Below are 21122 nucleotides of genomic sequence, written 5' to 3'. Positions count from 1 at the left end.
GGGCGGACTCTCGGCATGACGTCGGCGAGTGGAGCCGCTATAGGCGGACCCCGACATGTTGGAACAACGAGAACTCGATCTCATCGCGGCAGTCGAGCATCCGGATCCGCACCACGTGCTCGGCGCGCACGAAGACGAGGACGACCTGGTTGTCCGCGTCTTTCGGCCGGACGCCACCGAGATCGCGGTGGTCCCGAGCGACCCCAGGCTCCGGAGGCAGCCGATGGAGCGCGTCCACCCCGCGGGCCTCTTCGAGGCGCGCTTCCCCGGCGTGTCCCACCCCGCGGACGGACGCTTCCCGTACCAGCTCGAGCTGCGCTTCGCGGACGGCAACTCCTCGGTGGAGCTCGACCCGTACGCGATGCCGCCGACGCTCGGGGACATCGATCGCCACCTCCTGGCCGAGGGGCGGCACTGGGAGCTCTACCGCGTCCTGGGCGCGCACGTGCGCGAGGTGGACGGGGTCTCCGGGACGTCGTTCGCGGTCTGGGCCCCGAACGCGCGGCGGGTGAGCGTCCTCGGCGACTTCAACCACTGGGACGGCCGCCGCCACGCGATGCGCCGGATGGGCGAGGGCTTCTGGGAGCTCTTCATCCCGGGCCTCGGCGAGGGCGCGCTCTACAAGTACGAGATCAAGACGCCGGAGGGGCACCTCACGGTGAAGACCGATCCCGTCGCCCAGGCGATGGAGCTACGGCCGGCCACCGCCTCGCGGGTCTACACGAGCCGCTACGCGTTCCAGGACGGCGACTGGATGCAGGAGCGCGGCAGGATCGACTCCCGCAAGAAGCCGCTCACGATCTACGAGGTCCACGCCGGCTCCTGGCGGCGCGTGCAGGGCGAGGGCCCGCCGTACGAGGGCGGGATGCGCTGGATGACGTACCGCGAGCTCGCCGACCACCTCGTCGACTACGTGGCCGAGCTCGGCTTCACGCACATCGAGCTCATGCCGGTCATGGAGCACCCCTTCGACGGATCATGGGGTTACCAGGTGGCGGGCTACTTCGCCCCGACCAGCCGCTTCGGCGATCCCGACGACCTCCGCTACTTCATCGACCGCTGCCACCAGCGGGGGATCGGCGTGATCCTCGACTGGACCCCCGCGCACTTCCCCAAGGACGCGTGGGCGCTCGGGCGGTTCGACGGCACGGCGCTCTACGAGCACCTCGACCCGCGCCTCGGCGAGCACCGCGAGTGGAACACGTACATCTTCAACTACGGCCGCCACGAGGTGCGGAACTTCCTTGTGGCCAACGCGCTCTACTGGCTCGACGAGTTCCACATCGACGGCCTGCGGGTCGACGCGGTCGCCTCGATGCTCTACCTCGACTACGCCGCGCAGGGCGGCGACTGGGTGCCGAACCGGTATGGCGGCCGCGAGAACATCGAGGCCATCGACTTCATCCGCGAGCTGTCGAACCGGGTGCACGAGCGCTGTCCGGGCGCGATCCTCTGCGCGGAGGAGTCCACCGCCTGGCCGTCGGTGACCCACGCGACGTACGTCGGCGGGCTCGGCTTCGACTTCAAGTGGAACATGGGGTGGATGCACGACACGCTCGACTTCTTCAAGCACGAGCCCATCCACCGCGCCTTCCACTACCACCAGCTCACGTTCGGGCTGATCTACGCCTTCTCCGAGAAGTTCCTCCTGCCGCTGAGCCACGACGAGGTCGTGCACCTCAAACGGGCGCTGCTCTCGAAGATGCCCGGCGACTACTGGCAGATGCTGGCGAACCTGCGCGCGCTCTACGGCTACATGTGGGCGCACCCGGGCAAGAAGCTGCTCTTCATGGGCGGTGAGATCGGCCAGTTCGCCGAGTGGAGCGAGAAGACGGAGCTCGACTGGGGCCTGCTCTCGGTGCCCGAGCACGCGGGGCTCAAGCGGCTCGTGACGGAGCTCAACGCGCTCTACAAGAAGTATCCGGCGATGTACGAGCTCGACGACGAGCACCACGGCTTCCGGTGGATCGACTGCACTGACCACATGCAGACCGTGATCTCGTTCATCCGCTACGGCGACGGCGCGGGAGATCAGATGTCGCCCTCGGGCACGCACGTCGTGTTCATCGGCAATTTCACGCCGGTCCCGCGCCATCACTACCGGATCGGCGTCCCGCGGCGCGGCGCCTACCTGGAGGTGCTCAACACCGACGCGGTCCAGTACGGCGGCAGCGGTGTGGGCAACCTGGGTCGCGTCGAGGTCGAGGACGTCCCGAGCCACGGGTTCCCGCAATCCATCGTGCTCTCGCTCCCGCCGCTGGGGGTGCTCTGGCTCGTCCCCGAGCAGGACGCGCCGGGCTGAGGCCTCGTCCGGCGCCCTGGTAAGAAGGTCCCCAGGGCGCCTTCGCTCGTCGGGGCGAGCGCGCGCCGCGAAGGGCGCGCGCGGTGGTTTACTGGGCCTGGGCCTCGTCGGCCGGCGCTGCCTCGCCTCGCCGCGAGCGCCTCGGCAGCCACATGTCCACCGTCGAGACGACCGCCATGGCGCCGAGCGACAGCAGCATCGCCACGCCGGAGATGGGCATCAGCGCCGCGGCGCCGGGCGCGCTCCGGATGAGCCATGGCGCCGCGATGTGCAGCCCGCTCGTGACGACGGCCGCCGCGACGCCCGCGGTGTGGAGCCACGACGGCAGGCGCGCGAGCAGCCAGAGGTGCGCGAGGATCAGCACGTAGACCGGCACCGAGAAGAGGTGGAAATGCGTCACCTCGAGCAGCTTCCGCTCGGAGATCTGCTCGACAAGGACGCGCGGCGCCTCCGGCGTTCCGGGGAGCTCGAGCTCCGGGCCCAGATCGAGCGCGGGCCCCTCGGCCGCCGCGGGCGCCTGGGTCGGGGCAGGCGCCGGCGCGGCGACCGGCGCGCCCGCGTAGTACGCGGCGGCCCCCGCGTCCTGGACCATCGCGCCGTAGAGGCGCCACGACACGAGCAGCCCGATGACCGACGCCAGCGCGAACGCCGAGTAGAGGAGCTTCGCGCCGAGCGAGAGCGACCTCAGCCGACCGGCTGAAGCTGTGAAATCCCTCACAGAGCGCCGCGCTTCAGCGCGAGCTGGAGGACGAGCGCGTCGCGCTTGACGCCGAGCGCCACGGAGCGGGACGAGATGGATGCGCCCGACACGATGTCGATGTCCTTGCCCGCGGTGATCGGGTCGACCGCCGTCTTGCCGCGGAACTGGGCGCGGAAGCGATCGCCGCGGACCTCGTCGCCGTACGCCTCGCGGTACTCGAGGATCTCGATGCGCTCCACCGCGCCGGCCGTCGAGAACTGCACGGCGAAGTCGATCGGCTCGTGCATCCCCTTCTCTTCATCCTTGATCGCGTAGCCGTCGATCTTGCCGTCGGACTCCGCGACGTACACCACCCACTCGCGCTTGACCGGCGCCCCCAGCTTCTTGCCGAGCTCCTGCGCCTCCGCGTCGCCGAGGACGACCTTGCGATAACCGACCTTCTTCGAGCTCGCGAAGAAGCTCTTCAGGACAGCAGGGACCGTCCAGTACGTCGCGCCGTGGGCGGGCAGCGCCGCCAGGATGAACGTGAGCGCCGCTGCTGCAGCGAAGTGGGCGGTGCGGAGGTCACGAGAAGGACGCATCAAAGCTCCGACGAAGCTGTCATTCGTGAAAGTCAAAGTCAACGGCGTTTGGGCCGCGGATTTGCGGCGCGGGCGTCCGTCGCGTCAGTTGCGTCAGTTGCGTCAGTTGCGTCAGTTGCGTCAGTTGCGTCAGTTGCGTCAGTTGCGTCAGTCGCGCACCTGCACGTCCAGGTAGCGCTCGGCGTTCAGCGCCCACGCTTCCGGGCTGCGGCCGGCCTCGACGTGCGCCACCGCGTCGGCCGCGATCGCGGCGCAGTGATCGAGGTTGCAGTGCAGGAAGAGCGCCTGCCGCCCGAAGGGGACCACGCCGAGCGCGGCGGCGCGGCGCATCGCGGCCCGCCAGTCCCGCAGCCAGCCGCGCCGGTAGAGCGGGTACACGCGGGGCACGAAGCGTTGCCGGGCCTCGAGCGGCGCCACCCCGCGCGGGGCGATGCCAGCGCGCACGAGCTGGTCGAGCAGCGCCTCGAGCGGCGGGCCCGAGGCGAAATCGCGCCCGCTCCCCCAGGCCCCCTCGGGGATCTCGACGCACAGCACCGTCTCGCCCGGGCGGCGGAGATCGGGCGCGTAGTTCTGCAGCTCGGAGACGCGGCCGAACCAGAAGCGCGGGTCGGGGCAGTAGTACGTCTCCGGGGCGCCGAGCCGCGCGCGCGGGTACGCCAGGTAGACCAGGTAGAGCCCGCGGTGATCGAGCGGCGCGTCGGGCACGAGATCCGCGAGGTCGCCGGCGAACAGGATCGGCGCCGCGCCGGCGCGCGCGCCCGCCCCGGCCAGGCCGAGGGCGGACCCGCACTCGGCCTTGACGCCGGCCTCCGCGAGGCGCGCCTCGAGGTACGTGATGAGCGACGAGATGCCCGCCGGCGGATAGATGAACCGCGCGAGATCCGCCGAGGCGCCGCCGCGGCCGCGGGCGAGCCCCTTGAACAGCGCGAGCGGGCTCGTCGTGCTGATCCGCTTCTTGGCGACGGTCTGGGAGAGCTCGGACGGCGGGAGGCCCCAGACCTTCTCGGCGTAGGGCCGGTAGAACGACGCGTAGGCCGCCGCGCCGACGCGGTCGCGCACGAACCGCTCGAAGCCGACGTCCTCGTCGGCGAGGGCGCGGTCGTGCTCCCAGCGGGCGAAGGCCGCGCGGCGGCCGCGCTGCGCGACGAACCCGAGGCCCATGGCGGCGCCGGCGCGCAGGCCGAGCGCGCGGAGCATCGAGGGCGCGCTCGGCGGGTAGGGGACGTGGCGCTCGCCGAGCACGAGCACCCCGCGGCGCGGGCGCGAGAGGAACGGGGAGCGCGCGTGCACCTCGCGGAAGAGCGGCTGATCGAGGGCGGCCGGGTGGAGCCGGTGCGAGCCGAGATCGCACGGCAGGCCGCGGAACGTCTCGGCGCCCGCGAGCCCGCCGGCCCGCGCCGCGCGCTCGAGGAGGCGCACGCGCCGGCCGGCCCGCGCGAGCAGCAGCGCGGCGTAGAGGCCGGAGATGCCGGCGCCGACCACGAGGCGCTCGGGCCCGGCGTCGTCTGGGCGGAGTGACATCGTGTGCCCGCGTCCGGCGCGCTCAGTACATGAACCCGAGGCCGAGATTGAGCTGCGTCTGGTCGAACCCGAGGGTGCGGTCGCGCAGCTGGTAGTCGGCCTTCACGACGACCCCCTGGGTCGGCCGGTACGAGGCGCCGAGCGTGAGCTCGCGGACGCCGTACGAGGCGTTGGCCTTGTAGCCCTCGGGCACCGCGGACTGCGTGTCGTACGCCTCGACGCGCGCGAACGGGAGGAGCTCGTGGCCCACGCCGAGCGGGCGGAGCACGTCGAACGCGGCCTCGACATAGCCGCCGCGGATCCGGGAGGCCACGGGGCTCGTGGGATCGATGAAGTTCGGCGCGCCGCTCTCGTTGAACGAGACCATCAGCGCGCGCGCCTCGGGGAGGTGCCACTCGGCGAACAGGACCCGCGTCTCCAGGCCGCTCCTGCGCCAGCGCGCGTCGAGCGACCAGCCGAGGACCGGGACCGACAGATCCACCGGGGTGCCATCGCGAAGGAAGAATTTGCCCTCACCGTTCGGGCCAGTGTCGCTCGCGTACACCGACGCGCCCGCGACGACCCCGAGCAGCGGCTCGGCCTCGACGCGCGCGACGGCCGCCCATGCGTTGGCGCGGGCGAGCCCGCCGCTCTGCCGCCCGCCGGCGAGGCCGCCCGCGCGGAAGCCGAGCGGATCGAGGCCGGTCATGGCGTAGGCCTCGAAGCGCAGCCAGTCGAGCGGCTGCCCGAACGCGCCGATCCCGATCTCGCGCCACGTCGAGGGGATGACGAGGGTCTCGACCTTGGGCCTGACCACGCCGTGGAACACCGGCGGCTCGTGCCACTGGTTGATGATCCCCATCGGGACGAGCACGAGGCCCGCGCGCAGCCCGAGAGCGCGGCCTGCCGCGTTCCACTCGATGTAGGCCTGCTCCAGCTCCGCGGCGCCCGGGCAGCTCGCGCAGGAGATCGAGTGTTCCACCTCGAGCTCGACGTAGGACCGGATGTCGGCCGTGAACTCGTGCGCCACGAAGAGCACGAGCCGGGGGATGTCGGCGACCCACGCGCGCTCGCCCTCGCGGCCGGTCGTCGTGCCGCGGACATGCACCTCGCCGTAGCCGCCGACGGAGGTGCTGCTGGCGCTCGCCCCGGCGCTGCGGAACCGCTGCTCGGTCAGGCCGCGGACGAGCTCGTGCTCGGGCGCCTCTCCGGCGCCGAGACCGACGGCGGGCTTCCGGGGCTCCGGCGGCGGCGCGGCGTGCTCGGGCGGCAGGTCGAGGACCGGGCCGTCCGGCGCGGGCTGCGGGGCGGGCGCGGGCTGCGGGGCGGGCGCTGGCTGGGCGGTAAGCGCGGGCTGCGGGGCGGGCGCTGGCTGGGCGGTAAGCGCGGGCTGCGTGGCAGGCGCAGGCTGCGTGGCAGGCGCAGGCTGCGCGGCGGCGGCGAAGGGCAGCAGCGCGCCGAGGACGACGCCCGCGGAGCGAGGCCACAAGGACGTGATCGCTTTCATGACGAGGACCGGGAGCCCGGGGGGCGGGAGTCTTCGCGCCCTTGAAAACGGAGGTCAACCTCGTTTTCAGCGAGGGGGCGCGTTGCGCGGCGCGCGCGGGAGCGCGCCGCCTGCTGGAGGTCCGGCGGGCAGCGCCTCGAGCAGCGCGAGATCGCTCCAGAGCGCGTCGACGTAGCGCGAGCGCGGGCGCGCGAAGCGGATCGCGATCGTGTAGCCGCGGCCTGCGAGCGCGTCGCGCGCCTCCCGCGACAGCGCCTCGCTGGTGATGAGCGCGCCGCCCGGCCCGGCCTGCTCGACGCCGCGGACGAGCGCGGTGTCGTCGCGGACGCGCACGGGCAGCCGGCCCGGCGCGCCCTCCTGGATCATCCGGTCGAGGTCGCGCGTGAGCACCGGGCGCGGCGGCGCGCCGGCGTCGCGGAGGAAGCGCACGATCGCGGCCGCCGGCGAGGGCGCCTCGTGCTGGCGAGCGAGCGAGATCGCGTCGGCGAGCCATTGCGCCGCGAGGGCCGCGACGAGGGCGAAGGGCGCGGTGGCGCGGAGCGCGCGGTGGCGCGGAGCGCCCTCCGCCGCGGGGCGCGCCGCCGTCAGGGCCGCTGCGCCGGCGGCCATGGCGACGAGGAGGAGCGGGACGAGAGGGAGCCAGTGCCGCGGCTTGAAGGCGATGTTTTGCCCGAGGAGCGCCCAGAGGAAGTAAGCGAACGCGGAGACCCAGAGCTCGGGTTGCTCGCGCAGCGCGCGCGCGGCCCGCTCTCGCGACGCGACCCGGAGCGCGCCCGCGGCGAGGAGCGCGATCAGGAGCGGCGCGCCGAGCCAGCGCGCCGCCGGCGCGTCGGGCCACGCTCCGCCGAGCCCGTTGGCCCAGATCCCCCAGATCACGCCGCGGAGGCGATCGAGCGGCGACGACACGGTGATCGCCGTCCCTCCCCAGCGAGTGAAGTGCCCGAGCCCCTGGGCCCACGTCGTCGCGACGAGGTCGCGCGGCGTCGCGATCAGCACGAGCGGCACGAGCCACGCGAGCGCGCCGGCCGCGAGGTCGCGGCCGCGCGCGAGCCACGCGAGGCGGCCGCCCTCGTCGCGGGCGATGACCGCGAGGCAGGCGAGCGCGAACGGGAAGTACGAGAGCCGCACGCCGAGCCCGACGCCGAGCAGCACGAGCGCCCAGGTGCGCGCGCGCGCCGCCGCGGCGGCGGTATCCAGCGGCGCGGCCGGAGCGCCCGCCCGCGCGCCCCGGAGGCGCCGCGCGCGGGCGCACAGCCAGAGCGCCGCGGTCACCGCCGCGGTGCCGGCCATGTCGCTGAGGAGCTTCTCGGACGACAGCCACAGGAACGGTGAGGCGAGCGCGAGGACCCCGGCGAACACCGCGGCGCGCCGCCCGGCGACGTCGCGCGCGAGCAGGGCGGTGAAGGCGACGGCGGCAGCGCCCGACGCGGCGCTGACGAGGGCGAGCGCCGCGCGCGGCGTCGCGCCGAGCAGCGCGAGCCCCTTCGCCGCCGCGACGAACACGGGGTAGTACGGCGCGTGCGGGCGGAGCGCGGCCACGTCGAACCGCTCCACGCCGAGCGCGAACCGGAGCGCGTCGATGTCCTCGTCGTGATCGATGCGGAAGAGCAGGCGCGAGGCGAGCGCGGCGGCGGTGAGCGCGGCGAGCGCGAGGAGATCGCGCCGCTCTTCCCTCACGAACCCGAGCCGGATCCCGAGCCGGGCGCGTGCGTCGGCGCGCCGCAGTCCGGCTGATCCACGCTGGCCGCCCCGGCGCTCGTGGTGGCGCCCGAGCCCGACCCCGAGCCGGGGAGCGGCGCCGCCGGCGTGTCGCACTGGTCGAACAGCTCCTCGCCCGCGTAGTCGAGGCACGCGGTCGCGAGCGACGCGACGACGAACGTGGCGCCCGCCACGACGAACGCGGAGCGAAGCGATGCCCAGGAGCCCAAGCCAGTCACGCAAGCACCGTGCCGCTGACCCAAATGACTGTCAAGCGCGTGTGTCCGCCGGGTTGCGCCTGCGCGGCGGGGCGGAGCGTCGCTCGTTTTTTGCTCCTTCCGGCGCCGCGCGCGTAGGGTCGCGCGCATGGAGTGGCTCGAGTCGATGCACCGCATCCGCGCGCTCAAGCTGGAGCTCGCGCGGATGGATCCGCGGCAGGGAATGCCGATCGCGCCGCCGGCCGGGGCTCCCGAGGAGGCGATCGCCGGCGTCGAGCGGCGCCTCGGAATGGCGCTGCCGACGAGCTATCGGGAGCTGCTCTCGCGGCACGACGGCTGGCCGCAGCTGTTCGCCGGCGCCAGCCTGCTCGGGGTGCGCGCGCTCGCGCGCGGCTCGTACATGGACGTCGGGCGGATGGTGCTCGAGCACTGCGAGGGCGAGGAGGGGCGCGGCGCGGGCGAGCGCGACGGCGCGCCCGCGACCGCGCGCGGCCGCTATGGTGCGCGGAGCGCGCTCGTCCCGTTCGGCATCGACGCGGCGGCCGAGACGGTCTTCGCGTGGGATCCCGAGGCGAGGACGGCTGACGGAGAGCTCGAGATCATCCTCTGGACGAACGACGTCGGGCTGCGCCTGTCGGGCTTCCCGGAGCTCCTCGACATGGTGAAGGACATGCTCGCCGCGGAGCTCGACGATCGCCGGAAGCGCGCCGCCGCGCAGGTCGCACAGATCGAGCCCGCGGCGCTCGCGCGCGGCGCGATCGCGTCGAGGAGCCGCGTGCGCGCGGTGGCGGTGCCGCTCACACCTGCACCTCGCCCGTTCATGCGGAGCGCGCTCACGGGCTGAGCGAGCCTCGCCTCCCGAGCCTGGCCGCTGCGATGCCCGCGTAAGGCTGCGTCCAGGAGACAGGGCGCGCGCTCGTGCGCGATCGCGCGCGATAGTCACAGACCGCACTCTTTGCGCGCCTCGCCCGCGGGCTCCGATGAAGACGAGCCGGATGTTTCCGCGCGCAGCGTGGGACGTGGTGTACTAGGTGGACCATGACGGATGCCCACCAGCAGCAGCGCTACCGGGTCATCGAGCGGCTAGCTTCGGGCGGCATGGCCGAGGTCTTCCTGGCGGAGAGCGCCGGGATCGAGGGGTTCAAGAAGCAGGTCGCGATCAAGCGCGTGCTCCCGCACCTCAGCGAGAAGAAGCGCTTCATCGCGATGTTCCTCGACGAAGCGCGGCTGTCTGCGCACCTCTCCCACTCCAACGTCGCGCAGGTGTTCGACATCGGCGTCGGCGACAACGCGTACTTCATCGTGATGGAGTACGTCGACGGCGCCGACCTGAAGGCCGTCCTCGAGTCGATGCGCAAGGCCGGCCGCACCCTCCCGGTCGAGTCCGCCGTGTTCATCACGGCGAAGCTCTGCGAGGGGCTCACGTACGCCCACGAGCTCAAGTCGGCCGACGGGCATCCGCTCCAGATCGTCCACCGGGACATGTCGCCTCCGAACGTGCTCATCACGAAGTACGGCGAGGTGAAGATCGTCGACTTCGGCCTCGCCAAGGCGACGAGCCAGCTCGAGAAGAGCGAGGCCGGGATCATCAAGGGCAAGTTCAGCTATCTCTCGCCCGAGGCCGCGCAGGGCCAGGAGGTCGATCACCGCACCGACATCTTCGCGCTCGGCGCGATCCTCTGGGAGATGCTCTCGGGGAAGCGGCTCTTCCTCGGCGACACCGACTACCAGACGGTCAAGCTCGTGCAGCAGGCGCAGATCCCGCCGCTCTCCGAGAGCAACAAGGCGGTCCCCCCCGAGCTCGATCGCATCATCGCCCGCTCGCTGGCCCGCGATCCCGCGGAGCGTTATGGCTCGGCGCGCGAGCTCGGCCGGGATCTCACGACCTTCCTGTACAGGTTCGGCAGGCCCGTCAGCGCCTACGACATCGCCGAGCACGTCCGCAGCGCCATGGCGCTCCGGAAGCGGGCTCCCACGTCGGACAAGGCGTCGTTCATCGACCGGCTCATCGAGGAGACGCTGCTCGAGTTCACGTCGCTGCCGGACGACAAGGCGGCGCCGAGCACCACGCGCTTGAACGAGCCGCTCAAGATCTCGGCCTTCGAGGACATCGGCAAGTGGGCCGACGAGATCAAGCTCTCGGCGCCGGGGGACAAACTCTCGGCGCCGGGCGAGGACGTCATGCGGCGGTCCCTCGCCACCGTGTCGGTCGAGGAGGGCAACCTCGCCGCGCTGGAGGAGACGGGGTTCGGCCTGCCGCTCGCCCCCTCCTCTGGCATCCCCTCGTCCAGGCCGGCGCGTCCGCTGCTCGCGCCGCCTGTGCCGGCGCATCCGCCGCTCGAGAGGCGAGCCGTACCGACCCTGGCTTCCCCGCGGCCCGTGCCCGAGATGCAGCGCCCTGCGCCGCCCACGCCGGCGCCTATCGCGCCGCTCGTCCCGGCCGCGCCGCGCGACCTGGGGCCGGATCTGGGCCCTCCAGCCAGGACCGGGGGCGGCGCGGTGAAGGCCGTGCTGCTCGTCGCCGCGCTCGCCGCCCTCGCCGCAGGCGCGTGGTTCGGCGGCCTGATCCCGCACTGACACGGCGAAGGGAGCGTGCTCCTTGCGGCGCCCATGGCCGAGCCATGGGCGCTGCGTGCTGCGCGGCGGCCAGCGCCACGAGCGCTCAGCGCATGTCAGCACGCGTCGACACGCCGCCCTTGCGAGGCGCGCCGCACCGTGATCGGTGTCGTGGCGCGCTCTCTCGCCGGATGCGTTACTCGGTCCCCTCCGCCTCGTCGTCCTCCTCGTCGTCCTGCTCCTCGAGCTCCCTCTCGAGCTTCTCGATCTCCTCATCCTCCGTGTCGTCCTGGGCAGGAGCGGCGCGCCCTTCCTGGATCGCCTTCTGACGCGCCTTCTCCGCGGCGGCGCGGGCCTGGGCCACCTTCTGCAGGATCGCCGGCTTGGGCGCCATCATCAGCGTCATCGTGCGCTGCTCCATCATGGGGCGCACCTCGACGTTCGCGATCTCCTCGCAGTGCTGGACGATCCAGTCGAGCTGCTCCTGCGCCTTCTCCGGGTGGGTGATCTCTCGGCCGCGGAAGCGCACCGTGAACTTCACCTTGTGGCCTGCGCCGAGGAACCGGTGAGCAGCCCTGGTCTTGAACTCGAGATCGTGGTCGTCCGTCTTGGGACGGAGCTTGATCTCCTTGATCTCCACCACACTCTGCTTGCGCTTCGCCTCGCGGGCCTTCTTCTTCTCGTCGTACTTGTACTTGCCGAAGTCGAGGATCTTGCAAACCGGGGGATCCGCCTTCGGGTTGACCTCGACGAGGTCGAGCCCCTTCTCCTGTGCTCGGCGCAGCGCCTCGTGGGTCTGCATGATGCCGAGCATCTCGCCATCATCACCGATGACGCGGATCTCCGGGACGCGGATGCGCTGGTTGATGCGGATCTGCGGCCCCCGCTGGGCCTGCCGAGGGTCGAAGCGTCTCATCGCCATGTGATATTTCGCTGCCTCCTTGTGTTCTGTGCTCTTGAAAGCGACGGCCCGCCGCTTCGCGACCGAGCCCGGTCGTGGCGTCCATCACCACGACAATGTCGCCTGACTCTGCGCCGCAGGCAACGGCAGCAAGCAGGACGAGCGCCGCGGCGCATCGGCGCTCCGGGCCATGGCGCGCCGGGCTCGACGGGGGTGGGGAAGGGACTGCCGGGCGAGAGAGGCCGGCCGGAGCGGCAGGTCACGAACCCGATGCGCTCACGGCGAACCGGGGGAGCTTCCTCGCTGCGGCTCGCCGGTCGGCGAGCTCCGCGAGCGGAATCGCCCCGAGGGCCTCGTCGAGGTCGCGCGACCGCGGGGCGGCCACGGCGTTCGCCGAAGGGCCATCCGGAGCGCTCGTCCGGACCAACCCGATCCGGGCCGAGTCGTCGAAGTGGAAGGGGGTGTGAAGATCGATGAGGCGCCCGTTGACGTGGGCGCCGGGGATGGGGCGGTTCTTGGCGATGTCGTCGGCGAGAGCCTTGCGCACCGTGGTGCGGGCCGCCGGGGCGGCCAGGGCTGTCTGATCGAGGGCCATGAAACCTCGCAGGCTAGGTCTCCTGCTGATTTGTAGGCGCGGCCGGTTTCGAACCGGCGACCCCTACCGTGTCAAGGTAGTGCTCTACCACTGAGCTACGCGCCTATGTCCCGCCCGCTCGGCCCGAGGCCGACGAAACGGAGAGCGCCTCCTATCAAGGGGGGGGAAGTCCGTCAAGCAATATGTTTCATGGGGTCGCTTTTGTCGTGGCGGCCTGGTGCATGGTGACCGGTTTCCTGGTGTTCCTGGTGAAGGCTCGGGCGGCGGCCGTCCTCGCCCCGCCGCCTTGGTCGAGCGGCCGGTTCGCCGAACCGTCGATGCCGTCGACGATGCCCGGCGGCAGCCACAGGCCAGGCGCGGCAGGCCGCCATGGCGCGCTCGATGCGCCGGCGAGCGACCGGTCGGGAGCCGCGCGCGGCGGACGCTCATTGCGCGGTGGGAGCGTGAATTCTCGGAGTTACGTCCGGACGCTGGCGAACACTGACGATCGCGATCGCCGCGCTACTCCAGGCCGGCCGCTGCGCGGAGGCCGATCGCGCTCGCGCTTGACCTCGCGTGCGGCTCGGGCGACGAACGATGGGATGGCAGGGCCTGACGGTCTAGGCTCGCCGCCGGATCCGGCGGCGGTGATCGCACATGTCGAGGTGGCCGCGGGGAGCGCGCTGTTCGCCGCGCACGCGGCCGTGCCCGGCAATCTGCCGATCGAGCGCGCCGCGTGCGCCACCGAGGCCATCCGCGGCGCCGCTGCGCGCACGCGCGCCGGGCAGCGTGCGAGCGTCGTGCTGGGCGCCCACGAGCTCGTCGGGGCCCTCGCCGCGCTCGGCGAGGCGGCGGCGGTCCGGACGCCGGTCACCGTGCACGTCATCGAGCGGCGCGGCGGGCTCGCCGTCGGGCGCGACGAGCTCGCGCCTGCGCTCGACGTCGGCGCGGGGGTGCTCGTGACCTGGAGCAGCCAGGAGGCGGCCGACATGACGCTGGTGGCGCGGCGCGCCGCCGAGGACAGCGAGACGCCGTTCCTGCACCTCGTCGACGCGCTGCCGTCGGACGTATCGGCCCTCGGCGGGGCGCGCGAGCTCGCGGCGCGCTTCCTCGGCTCCGAGCGGAGCGCGCCGACCTTCACCGACGCGGCGCCGGGCGAGAGCGACGGCGACGGGGGGCCTCGCCCGCAGGGCCGCGGCGTCGTCCGGAAGCGGGCCGAGCGGGGCTTCTGCGCGCGCGTTCCGTTCGCGCTCGCCAGCGCGATGCGGGAGCTCTGCGAGCTGACCGGCAGACCGCTCGGCGCGATCGAGCGCGTCGACACCGCGGACGCGGAGGAGATCTTGGTGGTCGTGGGCTGCGCGTTCCCCGCGGCCCGCGAGGTCGTGCGCAGCCTGCGCGCGCAGGGCCGCCGCGTCGGCCTCGTGGGCGTGCGCGCGCTCCGCCCGTTCTTCGGCGCCGACGTGGTGAAGACGCTCGCGCGGGCCAAGGCCATCGTGGTCCTGGAGCCGCTCGACGTGCCGCTCGCGCCGTACGGGCCCGTCGCCGCCGCGGTGAAGGCGGCGTTCGCGGACGCGCTCACCTGGGCCCCGGGCTTCCCCAGCGTCGGGCGCATCCCGCCGATCCTCTCCGCGACGTTCGCGACGATCGACGGCACCATCACCGAACGCGACGTGCGCCTCTCGCTCGCGGAGATCGCGAGCGGGGAGCGCGCTCGCCGGCACATCGTGTTCGGCAGCGACGGCTGACGCCGCGCGGCAGCGGAAGAGCGGCAGGGGACGGAAGCGCGGAAAGGGCCGCCAGGCTGCATTCCCCGGACGCCCGGGTGAGCCTGCCCGCCTAGCTCCTTGCGCGACCCTTGGATCCTGGGTATGGAGGCGGGCCCCGGGGGGTTGGGAGAGGCCCGCAATTTGCGGGCGAGCCCGTCGGGGCCCGGAGACACGCGTCACCTTGGCAAGCTCAAACTGGTTCCAGCCGAACGCCGCCCCCGGGCGAGCGGGCAACGCGCCCGCGACGCCGGTCGAAGGTCAATCGCCGCCGTCCGGAGGACAGGAGGCGCCGCCTTCTTCGCCGTTCGGCGGAGGGGCCTTCCAGTTCCTCATCCTGGCGCTGCCGCTGCTGCTCATCTTCGTGATGACGCGGAGCCAGAGCAAGAAGCAGAAGCAGCTCGAGTCGAACCTCAAGGCGGGCGACCGGGTCGTCACGCAGTCCGGGCTCCTCGGCAGGATCATCGACATCAGCCCCAACTCCCCCAGGGTCAAGCTGGAGATCGCCCCCGGCGTGAACGTGCAGGTCCTGAAGAGCGCGATCCAGGGCCCCGATCCGGGCGAGGTCGCCGCGGCGGACGCCAAGGTCGCCGACGCGGCGAAGGAAAAGAAGTCGTAGGCCGGCGCTCGGCCCAACAGGAAGCTTTTTTACCGCCCCCGCGGCGCCACACTCCATGCTCCTAAACATCTTCCAGTACGGGTTCGCCGGCGTCGCCGGCCTGTGCCTCCTCGGCGCGTGGCTCAGCCGAGCGAAGCGCAGCGTCTTCGCCTGGGCGGCGCTCTCCGCCGGCGCCGCCGCGATCGCGGCCCACTACCACGTGTTCTGGGCCCTCGCGACCTTCGGCCTGATGGTGCCGTGGGCGCTGCTCTGCGTCGGGCCGTGGATCGATTTCGCGTGGCGGGTAAAGACGGGCTTCGTCCTGTTCCTGGCGCTCGGCTCGGCGCTCGCCATCTACCCGACCTACCACGACGAGCGGTACGGCCGCCCCGTCCACACCGGCCTCTCGTCGGAGGAGGTCGCGGAGCAGGAGACGCGGGCGAGGGCCGGCGAGCTCGGGTTCAGCCGCTTCCTGACGTCGAACGTCCCGTTCCGCCTGGTGCGCGGGCTCGATCTGAAGGGCGGCCTCCGCCTCGTCTACACGGTCGACGTCGACGAGGCGATCAGCGACAAGCGCGATCGGTACTACGACGATCTGCGCGCGGCGCTCGCGAAGTCGTTCGGCTTCCACGAGGGCGACAAGCCGCCGACGATCGAGGAGATGCAGAAGCTCCAGACGAAGCTCCGCATCGAGAAGTCGCGCGAGCAGGCGGACACGATCGCGATCACGTTCAACGACCCGGCGGACTCCGAGAAGATCAACGACGAGTTCCTGGCGAAGTTCCTGCACGAGCTGCAGCTCCAGCGCTCGTCGGATCGCCGCGTCGCGAAGTTCCGGATCCGCGACGAGGTCTCGAGCAACATCCGTGAGCGGGCGGTGTCGCAGGCCAAGGAGACGGTGCTCCGCCGCGTCGACGGGCTCGGCCTCAAGGAGGCGAGCGTCTCCACGCGCGACGAGGACGTCATCATCGAGGTCCCCGGCGACGACGAGGCCGCGTTCACCACGATCCGCGAGATCATCAGCCAGACCGCGCGGCTCGAGTTCAAGATGGTCGACGACGACCAGGACTTCTTCGAGCCGATCGCGAGGAGCGCCAAGGAGGAGGACCTCCCGAAGGGGCTGACGTTCTCGATCGAGAACGCGCCGGTCGGCCCCGGGAAGACGAAGCCGGTCCACTTCGCCCGGATGGTGCGCGCGGAGCACGAGGAGATGCGCGACACGCTGAAGCGGCTGCGCGAGTGGGTCGGGACGCTCCAGGTCCCGGCGGACAACGAGATCGGCTTCGGCAAGCTGTACGAGTTCGACGAGGAGAAGGACGCCATCGAGGAGATCGGCTGGCGGACGTACTTCCTCTTCAGCAAGGCCGAGATCACGGGCGACATGGTGCGCGACGCGCAGGCGCTCCCGGATCAGAGCGAGGGCGGCCTCGGCGGCTGGTACGTGTCGATGGATTTCACCCCGACCGGCGCCGACCGGTTCGAGGACATCACCGGCAGGAACGTCAAGCGGCGGTTCGCCATCATCCTCGACGAGAAGGTCGAGAGCGCGCCGGTCATCCAGACGAAGATCGGCGGCGGCCGCGCGCAGATCACGATGGGCTCGCAGAACCCCGATCAGCAGCTCCAGGACGCGCGCAAGCTCGAGCTGGTGCTCCGATCGGGCGCGCTGCCGGCCCCGATCTCGCCCTCGAACGAGCAGCGCATCGGCCCGTCGCTGGGCAAGGACGCGATCCAGCAGAGCATGAAGGGGGCCATCGCGAGCGGCCTGCTCGTCGTCGTGTTCATGGTGGTGATCTACAGCCGCGCCGGGCTCATCGCGGACATCGCCGTCATCTTCAACCTCATCCTGCAGGTCGCCGTCCTCGCGATGTTCGGGGCGTCGATGACGCTGCCCGGAATCGCCGGCCTGGTGCTCACCATGGGCATCGCGGTCGACGCCAACGTGCTGATCAACGAGCGCATCCGGGAGGAGCTGAGGAACGGCAAGAGCCCGCGCGCCGCGGTCGACATCGGCTACGACAAGGCGTTCAGCGCCATCCTCGACGGCCACGTGACCACGCTGATCTCGGGGCTCATCCTGGCGCAGTACGGCACCGGCCCCATCAAGGGCTTCGCGATCACGCTGATCGTCGGCATCGCGATCAGCCTGTTCACCGGGGTCGTCTGCACCCGCCTGATGTTCGACTGGGCGGTCCGCGGCCGAAAGATCAAGACGCTCTCGCTCGGCTGAGAACGAGGGCGCGCGAGCGGCTCTCCGACCTTATGAGGGAGAACGCGCGAGCGGCTCTCCGATTGAGACACGACGATGGAACTCATCAAACCTGGCCGTCAGTTCGACTTCATGAGCAAGCGCTGGCTCTTCATCGGGCTCAGCGGGGTGCTGCTCATCCTGTCGATCATCTCGTTCATCGTGCCGGGGCCGAAGCTCGGGACCGATTTCAAGGGAGGCACCGAGGTCGAGGTCGCCTTCCGGGCTCCGGTATCGAGCGCCGAGGTCCGCGATGCCGTCACCAAGGCGGGCTTCGACTCCCCGGACATCGTGTCCGTCGCGGATCAGGCCAACCCGAACCGCTACCTCATCCGGGTCCACGAGGTCTCCACGCTGACGGAGCAGCAGAAGGCCGCGGTGCGCGATCGGATGTGCCTGCCGCCGGAGAACGGCTCCGTCCCCGAGGACCGCTGCCCGCACGCGGTGCGCGCCACCGAGGTCAAGTTCAGCCCCGGCGGTGACAAGATCTCCACGCGCTACGACACCGCGCCCGACCTGGAGGGGATCAAGAAGCAGCTCGAGGGCATCGAGGGGGTCGAGCTCAGGGCCGGCGCGAACAACCCGCTCATCGTGAGCGAGCGCGACCACAAGGTCGAGCTCCACCTGAAGTCGAAGGGCGACCAGCTGATGGATGGCCTCCGGCAGCACCTCGGCGCGGACAAGGTGCCCGAGCAGGCGCTCCGGGTCGAGTGGATCGGCCCGAAGGCCGGCGCGCAGCTGCGCGACGCGGCCATCAAGAGCGTCGCCATCACGCTCTTCTTCATCATGGCGTACATCGCGTTCCGGTTCGACATCCGGTTCGCGCCCGGCGGCATCGTCGCCCTCGTGCACGACGTCGGCATCGCGCTCGGCGCGATGGTGATCACGCAGCGCGAGATCACCCTCTCCACGGTCGCCGCGCTCCTCACGATCGTCGGCTACTCGATCACGGACACGGTCGTCGTCTACGACCGGATCCGCGAGAACCTGGGGAAGCACCGCGATATGAGCTTCGCCGCCGTCATCAACTTCTCGCTCTCCGAGATGCTCGGGCGCACGATCCTCGTGTCGATGACGACGCTGCTGTCGCTCGTCATGTTCCTCTTCTATGGCACGGGCGTCATCAAGGACTTCGCGTTCACGCTCGTCGTCGGGATCGCCGTCGGCACGTACTCGTCGATCTACGTTGCGGCGCCGCTCACCGAGTGGATCGACCGCCGGTTCTTCGGCGCGAACGGGAGCAAGCGCAGGAAGGTCAGCCGCGTGCGCACGCAGAAGCGAGCCGACGCGGTCGTCTGAGCGCCTCGCCGTGGCCGCGCGGGGCCGCGCGGCCTGAACCGCCCAGGCCATGGACGCACCCACCCCATCGGTGTACCCGCTTCTGTGATGAGCACCGCCACGGAGGCCTGGAGGGAGCTCCCCGAGCGCGAGGCGCCGGCGTCGCCCGCGGCGGGGGGCGCCGCGCCCGTCGCGGATCCGGGCGAGGCGTCCGCCGAGGCGCTCGTGATGGCGCGCCAGCTGGGGCTGTCGATCACGGTAGCGGACATCCTGCACCGGGCCGGCTGGGCGCCTGACGAGGCGACACGGCGCTTCCTCGACCCGCGGCTCTCGCACCTCACCTCGCCCGACGCGATGGCCGATCGCGAGGCGAGCGCGGAGCGGATCGCGCGCGCCGTGCGCGCCGGCGAGCGGATCGCCGTCTTCGGCGACTACGACTGCGACGGGATCACCGCGACCGCCATCATGACCGGCGGGCTGCGCGCCCTCTCGGGACAGGTGGTGCCGCTCCTCGCGACGCGCGCCGAAGGTAGCTATGGCCTCTCGGCGCCCGCGCTGGAGCGCGTGATGCGCGCTGGTCCCACGCTGCTCATCACGTGCGACTGCGGATCCAGCGATCACGAGCGGCTGGCTGCGGCCCGCGCGGCCGGCATCGACTGCGTCGTCATCGATCACCACCTCGTGCCGGCCGAGCCGCTCCCCGCGATCGCGTTCCTGAACCCGCACCGCGCCGATTGCGGCTTCCCATACAAGGGGCTCGCCTCCTGCGGGCTCGCGCTCTCGCTCCTGGCCGCCGTGCGCAAGAAGCTCGGCTCGTCGCTCGATCTCCGCCCCTACCTCGACCTCGTGGCGATCGGCACGGTCGCCGACGTCGCTCCGCTGACCGGCGACAACCGCGCGCTCGTGCGGGCCGGCCTAGGCGTGCTCCAGACCGGGCCCCGTCCAGGGCTCCGCGCGCTCGCGGCGCTCGCCAACCTCGATCTCGGGCGCGGCGCGTCCGCCGAGGACGTCGCCTTCCGGATCGCGCCCCGCCTCAACGCGCCCGGTCGGCTCGGCGATCCCGACATCTCCCTGGAGCTCCTGCTCGCGCACGACGGCGTGACCGCCTCCGCGCTCGCCGCCACGGTCGAGCAGGCGCAGATGAAGCGGCGCGCGATCCAGGACGAGATGCTGACGTCCGCGCTCGCCGAGATCGAGCGCGCCGGGTTCGATCGGGATCCTGCGATCGTCATCGCGCGGCAGGGCTTCCACCCCGGCGTGGTCGGCATCGTCGCTGGCAGGATCACGGGTCGCTACGGCAAGCCGGCGATCGTGATCGCGCTCGAGGGCGCGAAGGGGCGCGGCTCGGTGCGCGGTCCAGCGGGCGCGCGGCTCCACGACGCGCTCACCCGGTGCCGCGCCGAGCTCGTCGGCTTCGGCGGCCACCAGGCGGCGGCCGGCGTCGAGGTGCGCGCCGATCGCGTCGAGGCGCTCCGGGCGGCGTGGTGCGATGCCTTCCGCGAGCAGGACCTCCCGGCCGCCGCGGCGTTCGCGGCCGCCCACGTCCGGCTCGACGATCGCGACGATCCGGCGGCCGTTGCGCGCGATCTCGAGCGGCTCGAGCCGTGCGGCGAGGGCAACCGCCCGTCGTACGTCCTCGTGGCGGGCGCGGCCGTGCGCTCCGCGAGGAACCTGAAGGGCCACCTCAAGCTGGAGCTCACGTTCGCCCGCCGCGAGATCTCGTGCTTCGGGTTCGAGCTGGGCGAGCTCGCGCCGCGGTTCACCGGCAAGCGCGTCGACGTGGTGGGCCGCCTCCGGCGCGACGCCTGGCGCGGTGGGGACGCCGTCGAGATCAGGATCGAGCACGTCGCCGCGTCCGACTGAGCGTTCGCGGCGGGCCTCCGCGGCGTGCTAGCGTGAACGCGTGGCTGAGCCGCTGATCCGGTTCTCGCGTGTGCGCAAGGCCTTCGGTCCGAAGGTCATCTACCGCGACCTGAACCTTGAAGTGTACCCGGGCGAGACGATCACCATCATGGGCGGCTCGGGCGTCGGCAAGAGCGTCATGCTCAAGCTGCTCATCCGTCTGCTCGACGCCGATGATGGATCTATCCAGTTTCACGGTGAGGAGATCACGCGCCTGAGCGAGTCGCGCATCGCCGGGGTACGCCAGCGCATCGCGATGCTCTTCCAGGGCGGCGCCCTGTTCGACTCGATCTCGGTCGGTGAGAACGTCGCTTACGGCCTGCACGAGCACTACCGCAAGGAGATGACCGAGGCGCAGATCGCGGATCGGGTCAACTGGGCGCTGTCGCTGGTCGGCCTGCCGGGCATCGAGCAGATGCGCCCGGGGGACCTGTCCGGCGGCATGAAGAAGCGCGTCGGCCTCGCGCGCGCCATCGCGGTGCAGCCCGAGGTGCTGCTCTACGACGAGCCGACGACCGGCCTCGATCCGATCAACACCGAGCGCATCAACCACCTCATCAAGGGGCTGAAACAGGCGCTCAACGTGACGAGCATCGTGGTGACGCACGACATGAAGAGCGCGTTCTCGATCTCGGATCGGATGGCGATGATCTTCCGCGGCGAGGTCATCGCGACCGGCACCCCGGACGAGTTCCGGAAGTCTACCGATCCGCATGTCGCCGATTTCATTACCGGGACCGCTCCGGTGAATGAGGACGTCCAGACGCTTCTCGGCGCGTGACGATCCCCCCGAGAT

At 71.7% G+C, this 21122-nt stretch carries 17 protein-coding genes and 1 tRNA gene; 9 read left to right on the top strand and 9 right to left on the bottom strand.

Annotated elements, in window-relative coordinates; translation table 11 throughout:
* Window positions 1-55 precede the first annotated feature (55 nt).
* Window positions 56-2302 carry a 1,4-alpha-glucan branching protein GlgB gene (glgB, locus tag WMF46_RS24485; RefSeq protein WP_437987793.1) on the top strand — a complete coding sequence of 749 codons (2247 nt, stop codon included), beginning with the start codon at window positions 56-58 and terminating at the stop codon, window positions 2300-2302.
* 88 nt (window positions 2303-2390) lie between these two features.
* Here the strand turns inward: glgB and WMF46_RS24480 are convergent, their stop codons facing one another.
* From WMF46_RS24480 to WMF46_RS24455, 6 genes are all read right to left on the bottom strand, one after another.
* The gene (locus WMF46_RS24480) at window positions 2391-3020 is read right to left on the bottom strand and encodes a hypothetical protein (RefSeq protein WP_437987792.1); all 630 of its coding nucleotides are present in this window, start codon (window positions 3018-3020) and stop codon (window positions 2391-2393) included.
* The gene (locus WMF46_RS24475; protein WP_437987791.1) at window positions 3017-3583 is read right to left on the bottom strand and encodes an FMN-binding protein; all 567 of its coding nucleotides are present in this window, start codon (window positions 3581-3583) and stop codon (window positions 3017-3019) included. The genes WMF46_RS24480 and WMF46_RS24475 overlap by 4 nt, the downstream gene beginning before the upstream one ends.
* 147 nt (window positions 3584-3730) lie before the next feature.
* Entirely contained in the window at window positions 3731-5104 is a 1374-nt protein-coding gene (locus WMF46_RS24470) for an FAD-dependent oxidoreductase (protein ID WP_437987790.1), read from the bottom strand.
* A 22-nt stretch (window positions 5105-5126) separates the two neighbouring features.
* A complete protein-coding gene (locus WMF46_RS24465) occupies window positions 5127-6590 on the bottom strand; it encodes a hypothetical protein (protein ID WP_437987789.1) in 1464 nt (487 codons plus the stop codon).
* A 66-nt stretch (window positions 6591-6656) separates the two neighbouring features.
* Window positions 6657-8267 (bottom strand): hypothetical protein, encoded by a 1611-nt coding sequence (locus tag WMF46_RS24460; protein WP_437987788.1) that lies wholly within the window; start codon window positions 8265-8267, stop codon window positions 6657-6659.
* Window positions 8264-8527, bottom strand: coding sequence for a hypothetical protein (locus tag WMF46_RS24455; RefSeq protein WP_437987787.1), 264 nt, complete (start codon window positions 8525-8527; stop codon window positions 8264-8266). The genes WMF46_RS24460 and WMF46_RS24455 overlap by 4 nt, the downstream gene beginning before the upstream one ends.
* A gap of 127 nt (window positions 8528-8654) precedes the next feature.
* Between WMF46_RS24455 and WMF46_RS24450 the strand changes: the two genes are divergently transcribed.
* Both WMF46_RS24450 and WMF46_RS24445 read left to right on the top strand, forming a co-directional pair.
* Complete coding sequence (locus WMF46_RS24450; protein WP_437987786.1) at window positions 8655-9350, top strand: SMI1/KNR4 family protein; 696 nt, start codon at window positions 8655-8657, stop codon at window positions 9348-9350.
* Between the two features lie 194 nt (window positions 9351-9544).
* Window positions 9545-11083 (top strand): serine/threonine protein kinase, encoded by a 1539-nt coding sequence (locus tag WMF46_RS24445; RefSeq protein WP_437987785.1) that lies wholly within the window; start codon window positions 9545-9547, stop codon window positions 11081-11083.
* Between the two features lie 175 nt (window positions 11084-11258).
* On the opposite strand, the gene infC is transcribed toward WMF46_RS24445, so the two are convergent.
* The 3 genes from infC to WMF46_RS24430 form a co-directional block, all read right to left on the bottom strand.
* A complete protein-coding gene (infC, locus tag WMF46_RS24440; RefSeq protein WP_437747895.1) occupies window positions 11259-11984 on the bottom strand; it encodes a translation initiation factor IF-3 in 726 nt (241 codons plus the stop codon).
* Window positions 11985-12222: 238 nt separating this feature from the next.
* Window positions 12223-12558 carry a hypothetical protein gene (locus tag WMF46_RS24435; RefSeq protein ID WP_437987784.1) on the bottom strand — a complete coding sequence of 112 codons (336 nt, stop codon included), beginning with the start codon at window positions 12556-12558 and terminating at the stop codon, window positions 12223-12225.
* Between the two features lie 33 nt (window positions 12559-12591).
* Window positions 12592-12663: transfer RNA gene (locus tag WMF46_RS24430), tRNA-Val, on the bottom strand.
* Window positions 12664-13139: 476 nt separating this feature from the next.
* Between WMF46_RS24430 and WMF46_RS24425 the strand changes: the two genes are divergently transcribed.
* The 6 genes from WMF46_RS24425 (at window position 13140) to WMF46_RS24400 (ending at window position 21107) form a co-directional block, all read left to right on the top strand.
* Window positions 13140-14282: a transketolase gene (locus WMF46_RS24425; protein WP_437555185.1), complete on the top strand. Its 1143-nt coding sequence runs from the start codon at window positions 13140-13142 to the stop codon at window positions 14280-14282.
* Window positions 14283-14484: 202 nt separating this feature from the next.
* The gene (yajC, locus tag WMF46_RS24420) at window positions 14485-14919 is read left to right on the top strand and encodes a preprotein translocase subunit YajC (RefSeq protein WP_437747892.1); all 435 of its coding nucleotides are present in this window, start codon (window positions 14485-14487) and stop codon (window positions 14917-14919) included.
* A gap of 55 nt (window positions 14920-14974) precedes the next feature.
* Window positions 14975-17128: a protein translocase subunit SecD gene (gene secD, locus WMF46_RS24415; RefSeq protein ID WP_437987783.1), complete on the top strand. Its 2154-nt coding sequence runs from the start codon at window positions 14975-14977 to the stop codon at window positions 17126-17128.
* A 75-nt stretch (window positions 17129-17203) separates the two neighbouring features.
* The gene (secF, locus tag WMF46_RS24410) at window positions 17204-18445 is read left to right on the top strand and encodes a protein translocase subunit SecF (protein WP_437987782.1); all 1242 of its coding nucleotides are present in this window, start codon (window positions 17204-17206) and stop codon (window positions 18443-18445) included.
* A gap of 87 nt (window positions 18446-18532) precedes the next feature.
* The gene (gene recJ, locus WMF46_RS24405) at window positions 18533-20287 is read left to right on the top strand and encodes a single-stranded-DNA-specific exonuclease RecJ (RefSeq protein ID WP_437987781.1); all 1755 of its coding nucleotides are present in this window, start codon (window positions 18533-18535) and stop codon (window positions 20285-20287) included.
* Between the two features lie 40 nt (window positions 20288-20327).
* Complete coding sequence (locus tag WMF46_RS24400) at window positions 20328-21107, top strand: ABC transporter ATP-binding protein (protein ID WP_437910873.1); 780 nt, start codon at window positions 20328-20330, stop codon at window positions 21105-21107.
* The last annotated feature ends 15 nt before the right edge of the window (window positions 21108-21122 follow it).

It is taken from the genome of Sorangium sp. So ce117, from assembly GCF_051524395.1.
GTDB lineage: Bacteria > Myxococcota_A > Polyangia > Polyangiales > Polyangiaceae > Sorangium > Sorangium cellulosum_B.
This window is presented reverse-complemented; position numbering and strand designations above follow the sequence as displayed.

Excerpts from the sequence above, each read along its gene's own strand:
- glgB (WP_437987793.1), top strand. The coding sequence starts at position 56 with ATGTTGGAACAACGAGAACTCGATCTCATCGCGGCAGTCGAGCATCCG.
- WMF46_RS24475 (WP_437987791.1), bottom strand. The coding sequence starts at position 3,583 with ATGCGTCCTTCTCGTGACCTCCGCACCGCCCACTTCGCTGCAGCAGCG.
- WMF46_RS24470 (WP_437987790.1), bottom strand. The coding sequence starts at position 5,104 with ATGTCACTCCGCCCAGACGACGCCGGGCCCGAGCGCCTCGTGGTCGGC.
- WMF46_RS24465 (WP_437987789.1), bottom strand. The coding sequence starts at position 6,590 with ATGAAAGCGATCACGTCCTTGTGGCCTCGCTCCGCGGGCGTCGTCCTC.
- WMF46_RS24450 (WP_437987786.1), top strand. The coding sequence starts at position 8,655 with ATGGAGTGGCTCGAGTCGATGCACCGCATCCGCGCGCTCAAGCTGGAG.
- WMF46_RS24445 (WP_437987785.1), top strand. The coding sequence starts at position 9,545 with ATGACGGATGCCCACCAGCAGCAGCGCTACCGGGTCATCGAGCGGCTA.
- infC (WP_437747895.1), bottom strand. The coding sequence starts at position 11,984 with ATGGCGATGAGACGCTTCGACCCTCGGCAGGCCCAGCGGGGGCCGCAG.
- WMF46_RS24435 (WP_437987784.1), bottom strand. The coding sequence starts at position 12,558 with ATGGCCCTCGATCAGACAGCCCTGGCCGCCCCGGCGGCCCGCACCACG.
- WMF46_RS24425 (WP_437555185.1), top strand. The coding sequence starts at position 13,140 with ATGGCAGGGCCTGACGGTCTAGGCTCGCCGCCGGATCCGGCGGCGGTG.
- secD (WP_437987783.1), top strand. The coding sequence starts at position 14,975 with ATGCTCCTAAACATCTTCCAGTACGGGTTCGCCGGCGTCGCCGGCCTG.
- secF (WP_437987782.1), top strand. The coding sequence starts at position 17,204 with ATGGAACTCATCAAACCTGGCCGTCAGTTCGACTTCATGAGCAAGCGC.
- recJ (WP_437987781.1), top strand. The coding sequence starts at position 18,533 with ATGAGCACCGCCACGGAGGCCTGGAGGGAGCTCCCCGAGCGCGAGGCG.